The sequence below is a fragment of the Bradyrhizobium sp. P5_C11_2 genome (assembly GCF_054049755.1).
Map to the genome: position 1 here is coordinate 1 of NZ_JBFULT010000177.1, position 12,776 is coordinate 12,776.

General features: G+C 65.3%; 12 protein-coding genes and 1 pseudogene. 10 read left to right on the forward strand and 3 right to left on the reverse strand.

The genetic code is table 11. The features are described from left to right. The 8 genes and pseudogenes from ACXJL8_RS18200 to ACXJL8_RS18235 form a co-directional block, all read left to right on the forward strand. Positions 1–560: pseudogene (locus ACXJL8_RS18200) on the forward strand (helix-turn-helix domain-containing protein); the annotation flags it as partial. Positions 561–589: 29 nt separating this feature from the next. After that, positions 590–1,228, forward strand: a complete 639-nt coding sequence (locus ACXJL8_RS18205) for a Vgb family protein (RefSeq protein WP_456617849.1) — start codon at positions 590–592, stop codon at positions 1,226–1,228. Between the two features lie 141 nt (positions 1,229–1,369). Further along, positions 1,370–2,950, forward strand: a complete 1,581-nt coding sequence (locus tag ACXJL8_RS18210) for a DUF4403 family protein (RefSeq protein WP_456685353.1) — start codon at positions 1,370–1,372, stop codon at positions 2,948–2,950. A 131-nt stretch (positions 2,951–3,081) separates the two neighbouring features. Beyond that, positions 3,082–4,236, forward strand: coding sequence for an ABC transporter ATP-binding protein (locus ACXJL8_RS18215; RefSeq protein WP_456617851.1), 1,155 nt, complete (start codon positions 3,082–3,084; stop codon positions 4,234–4,236). Between the two features lie 56 nt (positions 4,237–4,292). Next, positions 4,293–5,351: an ABC transporter substrate-binding protein gene (locus ACXJL8_RS18220; RefSeq protein ID WP_456617852.1), complete on the forward strand. Its 1,059-nt coding sequence runs from the start codon at positions 4,293–4,295 to the stop codon at positions 5,349–5,351. A 34-nt stretch (positions 5,352–5,385) separates the two neighbouring features. Then, positions 5,386–6,648 (forward strand): ABC transporter permease, encoded by a 1,263-nt coding sequence (locus ACXJL8_RS18225; protein WP_456685354.1) that lies wholly within the window; start codon positions 5,386–5,388, stop codon positions 6,646–6,648. Continuing rightward, on the forward strand, positions 6,645–7,475 hold the full coding sequence (locus tag ACXJL8_RS18230; RefSeq protein ID WP_456617854.1) for an ABC transporter permease: 831 nt from the start codon (positions 6,645–6,647) through the stop codon (positions 7,473–7,475). Before ACXJL8_RS18225 ends, ACXJL8_RS18230 begins: the two co-directional genes overlap by 4 nt. A gap of 176 nt (positions 7,476–7,651) precedes the next feature. Then, the gene (locus ACXJL8_RS18235; RefSeq protein ID WP_456617855.1) at positions 7,652–8,863 is read left to right on the forward strand and encodes an ABC transporter substrate-binding protein; all 1,212 of its coding nucleotides are present in this window, start codon (positions 7,652–7,654) and stop codon (positions 8,861–8,863) included. Between the two features lie 103 nt (positions 8,864–8,966). Here the strand turns inward: ACXJL8_RS18235 and ACXJL8_RS18240 are convergent, their stop codons facing one another. Next, positions 8,967–9,494, reverse strand: coding sequence for a PRC-barrel domain-containing protein (locus ACXJL8_RS18240; protein ID WP_456617856.1), 528 nt, complete (start codon positions 9,492–9,494; stop codon positions 8,967–8,969). 213 nt (positions 9,495–9,707) lie between these two features. After that, on the reverse strand, positions 9,708–10,271 hold the full coding sequence (locus ACXJL8_RS18245) for a hypothetical protein (RefSeq protein ID WP_456617857.1): 564 nt from the start codon (positions 10,269–10,271) through the stop codon (positions 9,708–9,710). Between the two features lie 180 nt (positions 10,272–10,451). On the opposite strand from ACXJL8_RS18245, the gene ACXJL8_RS18250 reads away from it, so the two are divergent. Then, positions 10,452–11,192, forward strand: coding sequence for a response regulator (locus tag ACXJL8_RS18250; protein ID WP_456617858.1), 741 nt, complete (start codon positions 10,452–10,454; stop codon positions 11,190–11,192). Between the two features lie 13 nt (positions 11,193–11,205). Further along, on the forward strand, positions 11,206–12,531 hold the full coding sequence (locus ACXJL8_RS18255; protein ID WP_456617859.1) for an ATP-binding protein: 1,326 nt from the start codon (positions 11,206–11,208) through the stop codon (positions 12,529–12,531). A gap of 58 nt (positions 12,532–12,589) precedes the next feature. On the opposite strand, the gene ACXJL8_RS18260 is transcribed toward ACXJL8_RS18255, so the two are convergent. Continuing rightward, entirely contained in the window at positions 12,590–12,775 is a 186-nt protein-coding gene (locus ACXJL8_RS18260) for a hypothetical protein (RefSeq protein ID WP_456685355.1), read from the reverse strand. Between the last annotated feature and the right edge of the window lies 1 nt (position 12,776).

A 12,776-nucleotide genomic window follows, 5' to 3' on the forward strand; every position in this document is an offset into this window, starting at 1 on the left:
CGTCCGAGGCGCTTGTCGTGGACACGTTCCACCACACCGTTCGCAAGGGAGGCATCGTCGTGTCGTTCGGAACCCGGCCGGTGCTGTTCGCGCTCGCCCGCCCCCTGGCGCAGGCGTGGCCCGCGGACGTGTCCCGGGAGGCGCTGATGACCGCGGCATTTCAGGCGAGGCACGTCGATGAATCGCATCGCGCCCGGTTGCGGGTCGAGATCGGGCGGCTCCGCGCGAAGCTCAAGCCTCTCGCCGATGTGAGCGCGACGAAGCAGGGCTTTGCGCTGACACCGCGCAAGACGCGACAGGTTCTGGTGCTGGCACGGCCGGTCGAGGAGAAGCACGCTGCCGTGCTCGCCGTCCTCTCCGACGGCGAGCCGTGGTCGAGCTCGGCGCTCGCGCTGGCGCTTGGAACGAGCGCGCGTACGGTGCAGCGGGCACTCGACGAGCTGGCCCGGTCGAACAAGGTGCAGTCCTTCGGACACGGGCGGGCGCGGCGCTGGATCACCCCGCCCGTCCCGGGTTTCCCGACAGGCTTGTTACTCCCCGGACCGCTCCTGAAGACGTAAGGTGGCATCACCACACAGGGATCGAGCACATGAAACGTTCAGCCGCCGAGATCGTCAGGGAGTACGGGCCTTTCGCGGGCGTCGAGGCCGTGCATGGCGTCACCTATGACGGCGCCCATGTCTGGTTCGCATCCGGCGACAAGTTGAATGCGGTCGATCCGGACAGCGGCAAGATCGCACGCTCGATCGATGTCGCCGCACATGCGGGGACGGCATTCGACGGCAAGCACCTGTTCCAGATCGCCGAGGACCGCATCCAGAAGATCGACGCCGCGACCGGCCAGGTGCTCACCACCATCCCCGCACCGGGCGGCGGTGGCGACTCCGGACTGGCCTGGGCGGAGGGTTCGCTCTGGGTCGGTCAATATCGCGAGCGGAAGATCCATCAGATCGATCCGGAGACGGGGACGGTTCTGCGCACCATCGAAAGCAAGCGCTTCGTGACCGGGGTGACCTGGGTCGACGGCGAGCTCTGGCACGGCACCTGGGAGGGCGACGACAGTGACATCAGGCGGATCGACCCGGAGAGCGGCAAGGTGCTGGAGCAGCTCGACCTGCCCGCAGGGACGATGGTCTCGGGGTTGGAGTCCGACGGCGGCGACCGCTTCTACTGCGGTGGCGGAGATCGCGGCAATGTGAGAGCGGTCCGCCGTCCCCGGCGCAGCTAGGCCCGCGATGACGGCCGGAATAAGCGGCAACGGCACGGCCGCAGCCGTTAACCCATTCGCCCCAATTCCACCCCACCGGTGCGCTCTAGCGCCCTCCTCGCCCGCCCTGTAAAATCCATCCCCGGGCGGCCTGGGGGATCGATGCGTCTGACGTTGAACTTGAAGACTATCCTGATCGCGGTCGTGGTGATTGCGGCGTCGTTTTTCATCAGCCTGAAAGCGATGGACTGGCTGTCGCCGCGGGGGACGACCTCCGCGCCGCCGGTCGCGCAATTGCCGCCGCTGCCGCCGGCCTCGAAGAGCTCGATCGTGGTCGCGCCGGTCGCGATTGCGATCTCGGCGATCCGCGAGCAGGCCGAAAAGGCCGCGCCGCGCAATTTCGCCGGGAAGGCCGACAACCCGATCTCGCAGATTCTGGAGAACGCCGACATCGGCTRGTCCGCCGTGCGCGGGCCGATGGCGGCTGCCGGCGACAAGGACGTGCTGACCATCTCGACTCCGCTCACCGGCAAGCTGAACGTGACGGGCTCGCTGTCATCGAAGGCGACCGGCGCGCTCGGCGACGCGCTCAGCGGCGTGCTCGGCGGCGTGCTCGGCGGCGACGCGGCGAAACGGATCGGCGCCGTCAACATCAAGAACCTGAATGCCAGCGCCGAGATCAAGGGCAACGTGGTCGTCACCTCGCGCCCGAAGCTCGCGGCGAACTGGCATCTCGAGCCCAATCTCGGTGCCCAGGTCAATCTCGGCGACACCAACCTCTCGGTCGCCGGCGCCAAGGTCAACGTGCCCGCACAGGTGAAGCCGCTGATCGACAAGACGGTCGGCGAACAGCTCAACGTGGTCTCCGAGCGCATCCGCAACGATCCGTCGCTGCGGGAGAATGCGAAGGTGCAGTGGGCCAAGGCGTGCCGCTCGATCCCGCTGCAAGGCACGGGATCTACCGCCGCGCTGCCGCCGCTCTGGCTCGAGATGAAGCCGGTGCGGGCGATCGCGGCGCAGCCGCGTGTCGACGCACAGGCCGTGACCTTGCTGCTCGGCCTGGAGGCCGAGACGCGCGTCACGACGACAGCGACCAAGCCGGACTGCCCGTTCCCCGACAAGATTTCGATCGTGCCGCCGACCGGCACCGGCGTGAGCATCGGCGTGCCGATCGACGTGCCCTTCACCGAGATCAACAAGCTCATCGCCGCGCAGATGGTCGGCCACACCTATCCCGAGGACGGCTCCGGCCCGGTCGACGTCACCGTGAAGAGCGTCAACGTGATCCCGTCCGGCGACCGGCTCCTGATCTCTCTGCTGGTGCGTGCCAAGGAGAAGACGAGCTGGCTCGGCCTCGGAGCGGAAGCCACCGTGCACATCTGGGGCCGGCCGATGCTCGACCAGGCGCAGCAAACGCTGCGGCTCGCCGACATCCAGCTCGCGGTGGAATCCGAGGCCGCCTTCGGCCTGCTCGGCGCGGCGGCGCGCGCCGTGGTGCCGAAGATGCAGCAGGCGCTGCTGCAGAAGGCGACGCTCGACCTGAAGCCGATCGCCGCGAACGCCCGCGAGAAGATCGCCGCCGCGATCGCCGACTACCAGAAGAGCGAGGACGGCCTCAAGGTCGAGGCCAAGATCGACAGCCTGACCCTCGCCGACATCGCCTTCGACTCCAAGACGCTGCGCATTGTCGCCGAGGCCGGCGGCTCGCTGAACGTGTACGTGACGAAGCTGTCGGGGATGTAGCGCGCCCTCACGCGCCGGGCCCGTGCGCGCGTCGCTTGCACCGCTGGCATTCTCATCGGAGGATGCTAAGCTGTTCGTCGCAACCTCGGACGAGGTCCTGACAGCACTGTAGCTGATAACGCGAGGATGATATGGAAGCCGGCATGGTCACGCCTGCGCCGGCACTGGTGCGCTTTTCCGGCATTCAGAAGACCTACGATGGCGAGCACCTCGTGGTGAAGAACCTCGACCTCGACATCAGGAAGGGCGAGTTCATCACTCTGCTCGGCCCGTCCGGCTCGGGCAAGACGACCACGCTGATGATGCTGGCTGGCTTCGAGGTTCCGACCCATGGCGAGATCTACCTCGCCGACCGGCCCATCAAGAACGTGCCGCCCCATAAGCGCGACATCGGCATGGTGTTCCAGAACTATGCCCTGTTCCCGCACCTGACAATCGCGGAGAACATCGCCTTCCCGTTGTCCGTTCGCAACACGAACAAGGCGGAAGCGCAGGAGCGCGTCAGGGCCGCGTTGCGCATGATCAAGATGGAAACCCTGGCGCACCGGCGGCCCGGGCAGCTGTCCGGCGGTCAGCAGCAACGCGTGGCGCTGGCCCGCGCGCTGGTTTTCAATCCGCAACTCGTGCTGATGGACGAACCCCTGGGCGCCCTGGACAAGCGCCTGCGGGAGCAGATGCAACTGGAGATCAAGCAACTGCACGAGACGATGGGCATCACCGTCGTCTATGTCACCCACGATCAGAGTGAAGCGCTCACCATGTCGGACCGCATCGCCGTGTTCAACGACGGCATCGTGCAGCAGATCGACAGGCCCGACGCGCTGTATGAGCATCCGGTGAACAGCTTCGTCGCCCACTTCATCGGCGAGAACAACGTGCTGGCCGGCACCGTCGAGACGATCGAGAAGGAATATTGCCGCGTCGCGCTGGCGGGTGGCGGCGCCGTGACCGCACGGGCGGTCAACGTATCAGGCGCGGGCGCATCGACCTCCCTGTCGGTGCGGCCGGAGCGGATCGCCATTGTCCCGGATGGCACCTCCAGCGAGGGACCCAACCGACTGCCGGCCAGGGTGCAGAACACCATCTATCTCGGCGACCACGCGCTGGCCGTGCTCGATGTCGCCGGCAACGGGGAGTTCATGGTCAAGCTTCAGCCGGGAGCGCATGACAGTCTGAGACCTGGCAACCTGAGACATGGCAACCTAAGACCTGGCAACCTAAGACCTGGCGAGAACGTATTCATCACCTTCCGTCCCGAGGACTGCCTGGCCCTCGATCCCGTCTGATCCGGACCGGCATCGATCAACCTCAACGCAACGCTCATGAAGAAGGAACAAGGACCATGCTGAAGCGCAAGATTGGCAAGATTGCTCTCGGTTTCGCCGCGGCGTTCAGCGCCAGCGCTGCGCTGGCGACGCTCGCGCAGGCGCGTGACCTCACCGTCGTGTCGTGGGGCGGCGCCTATCAGGATGCCCAGAAGAAGGTCTATTTCGAGCCGTTCAAGAAGGCAGCCGGTGTTGCGATGAACGACGAGTCCTGGGACGGCGGCGTCGGCGTGTTGCGCGCCAAGGTGCAGGGTGGCGCCGCCACCTGGGACGTCGTGCAGGTCGAGAGCGACGAACTGGCGGTCGGCTGCGAGGAAGGCCTGTTCGAGAAGCTGGATTATTCCAAAATCGGCGGCGAGGCCGCCTATATCCCGCCGTCGGTCAATCCCTGCGGCGTCGGCGCCATCCTCTACGATTTCGTTCTCGGCTACGACAAGGACAAGCTGAAGGACGCGCCTGCCGGCTGGGCCGACTTCTTCGACACCAAGAAGATTCCGGGCAAGCGCGCCTTGCGTCAGGGCCCGAAGACCACGCTGGAGATCGCCCTCATGGCCGACGGCGTTCCGCCGAAGGACGTCTACAAGGTGCTGGCGACCGACGAGGGCGTCGATCGCGCGTTCAAGAAGCTGGACACCATCAAGGGCGACCTCGTCTGGTGGAAGGCCGGCGCCCAGCCGCCGCAATTGCTCGCCTCCGGCGAGGTCGCGATGACCTCGGTCTACAACGGCCGCATCGACACCGCGAACAAGAACGAGAAGAAGAATTTTGGCATGGTGTGGGACGGAGCGCTCTTCACCCTCGACAGCTGGGTCATCCTGAAGGGCAGCCCGAACAAGGACGCGGCCTACAAGTTCCTGGACTTCGCAGGCAAAGCGGAGAACCAGTCAAAACTGTCGGAGAACATTGCCTATGGCACCTCGAACAAGGACGCAGCCGCTCTGCTCGCGCCCGCCGTTCTGAAGGACCTGCCGACGGCGCCTGACAACATCAAGAACGCGGTCGAGATCAACGTTGGCTTCTGGCTCGAGAACATCGACCGCCTGACCGAGCGCTTCAACAAATGGGCCGCGAAATAACGCGTCCCGCAAGGCTCGACCCAAGGCTCGACCAATGACGAATGCGCGCTTGACCGGCGCCGATGCATCGACCGAAGTGCCGCTCAAGCGCCGATTGAGGCGTGCGGAGCGGACACGCCAGGTCAAGGCATTGGCGCTGGTAGCACCGCTTCTCGTCTTCCTGCTCTTCACCTTCGCAGGCCCGATCGCCGGCATGCTGTGGCGCGCCGTCGATGACCGGGAGGTGCGTCAGGTTCTACCTCAGACAGTCGCCGCTCTCGCGAGTTGGGACGGCAAGGACCTGCCGGACGAAAAGGCCTACGCGGCGCTGGCAAGCGACATCCTGGCGGCGCGCGCTTCCGCCACCATCGCCATCGCGGCCAAGCGTCTCAATTACGCACTCAACGGCTTCCGCACGATCCTGACCAGCACGGCCCGCAATCTGAAGGCGCAGCCCGAGCGAGGGGCGGCCAAAGAGACGCTCGGCAAGATCAACCCGGCCTGGCGCGAACGCGCCACCTGGACCACGATCAAGGACGCCAGCGGCCCGGTGACCGGCTTCTACCTTCTGGCGGCGCTCGACCTGACGCGGAACGTGGACGGCGCGATCATCGCAGCCCCGGCGGATCAGGCGATTTACCGCAACATTTTCGCCCGCACCTTCCTCATCAGCCTCAGTGTCACGGTACTCTGCCTGATCCTCGGCTTCCCGGTCGCTTACCTGMTGGCGACGCTGCCACCCGGCCGGTCGAACCTGCTGATGATCTTCGTCCTGCTGCCGTTCTGGACGTCGCTTCTGGTCCGCACATGCGCATGGATCGTGTTGTTGCAGAGCAAGGGCGTCGTGAACGACAGCCTGCACTGGCTTGGCATCATCGACGAGCCGTTGCGCCTGATCTACAACCGCTTCGGTGTCTGCGTGGCCATGACTCACGTTCTCCTGCCGTTCATGATCCTGCCGCTGTACAGCAGCATGAAGGCGATCTCGCCTGCCTACATGCGTGCCGCCGCCTCGCTCGGTGCGCCACCACACACCGCCTTCCTGCGGATCTACCTGCCCCAGACGCTGCCCGGCATCGGCGCGGGAGGCCTGCTCGTCTTCATCCTGGCGCTCGGCTACTACATCACACCGGCACTCGTCGGGGGCGCCGCCGATCAAATGATGAGCTACTTCATCGCGCTCTATACGACCGAGACGGCCAATTGGGGCCTTGCCTCGGCGTTGGGGGCGGTGCTGCTGCTCGCCACTGTTCTGCTCGCTCTCGTCTACGGCAAGCTGGTGCAGGGACAGCAGGTCACGGGAGGAATGAAGAATTGAGCGATCATTCTTCCCTCCGCACGCCCAGCCAGCGCATCGCGTGGACCGCGACCATCATCGTCTCCACGCTGGTGTTCATCTTCCTGATCGCGCCGATCCTTGCGATCATGCCGCTGTCCTTCAGCTCGGGCTCGTACCTCACCTATCCGCTGCCGGGCCTCTCCTTGCGCTGGTACGACGACTTCATCAACTCGCCGCGCTGGATGAATTCGCTGAAGAACAGCATGATCATCGGCGTTGCCTCGACCCTGCTGTCGATGGTGCTTGGCACGCTGGCCGCGCTGGGGCTGGCGCAGTGGAAGAGCCGCTTCAAGCCGCTCGTGCTGGCTTTCGTGCTGTCACCGGTCGTCGTGCCCGGCGTCATCACCGCGGTCGGTCTGTATTTCTTCTTCGCGCCGATCGGACTGACCGGCAGTTATCTCGGCTTGATCCTGGCCCACACCGCGCTGGCGACGCCCTTTGTGGTGATCACGGTCGGCGCGACGCTGCAAAGCTTCGACACCAATTTGGCACGCGCCGCCGCCTCGCTCGGCGCCTCGCCGCTTTATGCGTTCCGCCGCGTGATCCTGCCGCTGATCCTGCCCGGCCTGGCGTCGGGTGCGCTGTTCGCCTTCGCGACCAGCTTCGATGAGGTGGTGATCGTGCTGTTCATGGCAGGTCCCGAGCAGCGCACCCTGCCGCGCGAGATGTTCAGCGGCATCCGCGAGAACATCAGCCCGACCATCACGGCAGCGGCGGTGATCCTGACCACGGTATCGGTCATCCTCCTCGCCACCCTGGAAGGCCTGCGCCGCCGCAACGAACGGCTCAAGGGCAGCAGCGCCTGACCGGTGGTGTAACTTCTTCCTCTCCCCGCTTGCGGGGAGAGGCGAAGGAAACACCGCCGCCCCCTGCTTATTTCTCCACCCCCTCACGCATCTTTGGCTTAGCTGCCGCGACCGTTTGTCGCTAGAACAGTCCCCGCAACAAAGCCCAAACAACAACGCAAAGGGAGAAAAACAACATGCAAAAACTCATCGCCGCGGTTGCGGCCGGTCTCGCTCTCGCTGCTTCCAGCGGCGGCGCGCAGGCGCAGATTTCCGACAATGTGGTCAAGATCGGCGTGCTCACCGACATGTCGAGCCTCTATGCGGACGCGACCGGCAAGGGCTCGCTCGCCGCGGTGCAGATGGCGGTCGCCGATTACGGCGGCAAGGTCGCCGGCCTGCCGGTCGAGGTGGTCGCCGCCGACCACCAGAACAAGCCGGACGTCGGCGTCAATATCGCGCGCAACTGGTACGACAACGACAAGGTCGATGCGATCTTCGACGTGCCTACCTCCTCGGTGGCGTTGCCGATCTCGGCGCTCACCCGCGAGAAGAACAAGATCAACATCAATTCCGGCGGCGGCTCATCCGACATCACCGGCGTTGCCTGCTCGCCCAACACCGTGCACTGGACCTATGACACCTATGCGCTGTCGAACGTCGCCGGCAAGGCGATGGTCAAGCGCGGCGAGGACACCTGGTTCTTCATCACCGCCGACTACGCCTTCGGCATGGCGCTGCAGCGCGATGCCGCAAACGTCGTCAAGGAAAGCGGCGGCAAGGTGCTCGGCGAGGTGCGCCATCCGCTCAACTCGTCGGACTTCTCCTCCTTCCTGCTCCAGGCCCAGGCCTCGAAGGCCAAGGTGGTCGCGCTGGCCAATGCCGGCGGCGACACCACCAATGCGCTGAAGCAGGCCGCCGAGTTCGGCCTGACCCAGGGCGGCCAGAAGATGATCGCGCTGTTGCAGGAGATCACCGACACGCATTCGCTCGGCATCAAGGCGACGCAGGGCCTGATCGTCACCGATGCGTTCTACTGGGACATGAACGACGAGACGCGCGCCTTCTCCAAGCGCTTCAACGAGAAGGTCGGACACATGCCCACCATGATCCAGGCCGGTCTCTACTCGGCGACGATGCACTATCTGAAGGCGATCGAGGCGATCAAGAGCGACGAGGCGCCGAAGGTGATGGAAAAGATGCGCGCCACGCCGGTCAACGACTTCTTCGCCAAAAACGGCAAGATCCGCATCGACGGCCGCATGGTCCACGACATGTATCTGTTCGAGGTAAAGAAGCCCGAGGAATCCAAGGGCGAGTGGGACCTCTACAAGCTGATTGCCACCGTCCCCGGCGACGAGGCGTTCCGTCCGCTCGACAAGGGCGGTTGCCCGCTGGCGACGCACTGAGTTTCTTCTCCCTCTCCCCGCTTGCGGGGAGAGGTGAAGCAGGCACGACAGCGCGCCCGGTGAAAACCGGGCGCGCGTCGTTTAAGTCGTCAGACGAACCGCATTACTCCGCATACTTGAACTCGGGCATGTTCTTCAGCTCGTCCTTGGACGCATTGAACACGGCGTGGTCCGGATACCACTTCGACGAAGGCGTCACGGTGGTCGTCGTGGACTTGTCCATGCCGGTCGCAGCACCCGTGGTCGTGGTCGCCGGCTTGGCGTTCGGGTTCGTGCCGGTGCCGGTATAAGCAACGGCCTCATTGACGAACTTCAGCTTCTCGAAGGGCACGGCGACCAGATGCTCGCCCAGGCCGAGGAAGCCGCCGACGCCGATCACCGCGATCTTGATATCTCCGTTCTTGTCCATCAGGAGTTCGTTGATCGAGCCGATGTTCTCGTTGGCGTCGTTATAGACCTTGAGGCCCGACATCTTCGAAGCACGCCACTGGCCAGACGCCGAGGTGGTGGTCGTCGTTGCAGTGGCTGCGGTCGGTGCCTTGTCGGTGGTGGCGGTCGGTGATTGTGCGAACGCAACGGTCGCAAGCAGCGCGGTGCCGGCAAGGCCGGCGGCGATCGATTTCATCAACATGTTGTCCTCTCCTTCGACAGAAAACTCGTGTGGAGAGAACCGCGCCGAACAAGGGCAGTTCCTAAGTCGCGGCAATTTCGCTGCGTAATGATGGCGCTGCACTGCGACGAAGGTTCCGCGGGAACGTTCGAGATGCACGGTTCCCCGCCGGCGATGATGCCCTGGGAAGAAGCATCATCGCGGCGAGGACCGCGCCGACCCGCGTCGCTCAGGTCAGCTCTTGTAGTCGATCAGAAGCGCCGAGAAATCCGCACTGCTCGACGAGCTCGTCGAACTGCCGTTGGCGCCGTAGGACGAAGTCGACGATTGCGACTGTTGCAGCGCCTGGAGAAACTGCTGGAGGATCTCCGCCGTGGTGGACTCGCTCGACGTGCTGCTGGTCTGGTCCGTGGACGACGACGAATCCGAAGAGCTGTCATCCGGCGGCGGGCCGGGCGGAGGGCCGCCGGCGCCGCCGGGACCGCTGGCGAAGGCGGACTGAAACACGCCCTTGAGTTGTTCGGCCTGATCCGAGGTCAGCGTTCCGTTCGAGACCTCGTTGGAAATGAGGTCGTCGATCTTCGACTTCATGTCGTCCTTCGAGGGCCGCGTGCCGCTCGACTGGTCGCTGGACCGGCTCTGCTGGAGCGCTGTGTCGATGTCGGTCAGCGCCGTCGAGAGCGCGGACTGGTCCGACGACGAGATCGTGCCGGCGGAGACTTCCGATTGCAATTCCTGCTGCAGCCGCTGCAGCGGCGACTGGTAGTTACCGGCGGAGGCCGCCGAAATCGAGGTCATGATGGCTCCGTGGGTTTTGCGGGGTTTCCTGTGTGACCACGCCACGGTATGGTTAACGGACTTAACGAGACCTTGCCGCTCCACGGCCCGGCTATTGCAGGGTGTTGCGAGAGGTCACCCGGAAACAATCTGAAACAAAAATCTTCGCCATTTGGCCCGAATCTTGGACAAACAAAGCTCATGGCCATTCCCAGTCCCAACATCCTGGTCGTCGAGGACGACCGCGAAACCCGGACGTTGATTGCGAAGTACCTGCGCAACAACGCCTGCAACGTCACCGCCGTGAGCGACGGCCGCGAGATGTCGCGCGCCATGGCCGACCATCGCGTCGACCTGATCATCCTCGACGTCATGCTGCCCGGCGAGGACGGCTTGAGCCTGTGCCGCAAGGTGCGCTCCGAGACGCAGACGCCGATCATCATGCTGACCGCGCGCGGCGAGGACGTCGACCGCATCGTCGGCCTCGAGATGGGCGCGGACGACTATCTGCCGAAACCGTTCAACCCGCGAGAGCTGCTCGCGCGCATCAACGCGGTGCTGCGCCGCCAGGCGTCGGCACAGGCCGCAAGCTCGATCGAGGGCGCCTCTACGCTCGCCTTCGAGGGCTGGCGCATCGACCTGCGCCTGCGCGAATTGCGCAATCCCGACGGCGCGCGCGTCGCGGTGACCAGCGCCGAGTTCGATCTGCTCAGGACGTTCTGCGAGCGGCCCGGCCGCGTGCTGTCGCGCGACAGCCTGCTCGACCTCACGCAGGGGCGCAACACCGGCTCGTTCGAACGCTCCATCGACGTGCTGGTCAGCCGCATCCGCCGCAAGATCGAGCCCAATCCGCAGGATCCGACCATCATCAAGACGGTGCGCTCCGGCGGCTATCTGTTCACGCCGAGAACTGAAGCGGTTGCGGCCTCCCTGAGCAGCTAAAGGGGCGCCGACGATGAAGCCGTTCGGGTTCTTCCACCTCAAGGGTATCGGCGGGCAGATCGCCGCGCTGGTTCTGGCTTCGACCGTCGCGCTGCATCTCGTCGTCACCACCGCCTTCCTGATCAGCCGGCCCGACCGTTCGGACGCGCCGCCGGATGGCGCTCGTCAATTGACCGATGCCGCGCTGCTGCTCGGCTCGGCCGACGCCGGCGAGCGGCCGCGCCTCATCGCGGATCTCGCGCGCGCCTTCCCGAAGCTCAACATCGAGACGCCGGCGCCCGGCACTGCGAGCGTCGTCCAGGAGAGCGAGAGCCAGCACCTGCACGGGATCCGCCGCCACCTCGGCCGCGGCTACAAGGTGGTGCAGCTCGACCCCGAGGGCGGCACGCACCGCATCGGCGTGCAATTGCCCGACGGCACCATGATCGCCGGCCGTGTCGAGGGCGGGCCTCGGCCGTGGTTCTGGGGCGCGCCGTGGCTGATGACGCTGATGTCCGCCTTCATCTGCGTCACCGTGCTGGGCCTGTGGGCCGCGCGGGCGCTGACCGCGCCGCTGTCGTCCTTTGCCAGGGCCGCCGAAAATTTCAGCCTCGACGGCGCCGCCGAGCCGCTGCCCGAGCGCGGCCCGGAAGAGATCCGTTCGGTCGCGCGCGCGCTCAACCGCATGCATGAGCGGATCGCGCGGCTGATGTCGGATCGCACCAGGATGCTCGCTGCGATCAGCCACGATCTGCGCACGCCGATCACGCGGCTTCGCTTACGCGCCGAATTCATCGAGGACGAGGGCAACCGCAAGCGCATGCTGATCGATCTCGACCAGATGCGCTCGATGCTGGAATCCGTGCTGTCGCTGCTCCGCAACGACCGCAAGATCGAGGCAGTGACGCTGGTCGACATCGCGAGCACGCTACAGCTGATAGCCGACCAGTTCGGCGACATGGGCCATGTCGTGCACTATGAAGGGCCGGCCTCGGCGACGGCCGCCGCGCGGCCTGACGATCTGCATCGCGGCGTCACCAACCTGGTCGAGAATGCGGTGCGCTTCGGCGCCGAGGTGACGATCCGCCTCGACGTCGCCGGCACAAAGCTCACCATCGACGTCGAGGACGACGGACCCGGCATCTCCGATGCGCGCAAGCAGGAGATGCTGGAGCCGTTCGTGCGCGGCGACGAAGCGCGCACCATGGACGAATCCACCGGCTTCGGGCTCGGCCTGTCGATCGCGCACGCGATCGCGCTCGCCCATGGCGGCGATCTGTCGCTGCACGACCGCGAGCCGCACGGGCTGATCGTGCGGATGCAATTGCCGGTGTGGCAGCAGCCGCGGCTGGCAGCCTGATGCGCCTCACCTCTCCCCAACGGGGAGAGGCGAAAGAAATCGCGATGTAACCAGCGGCTCAGGCCGCGAGCGGCGGGTGCTCGACTGCGGATTGATCAAAGATCGCCACCGCCTCGAAGCGATAGTTGCAGGCCCGGCATGTCCAGAGATAGGAGATGCGTCCCTCGCCCGCCTCGATCCAATCGGGTTTTGGGATCGGCGTGCCGCATTGCGCACAGGGATTTTGTCTGGGGATGTCGCCGATG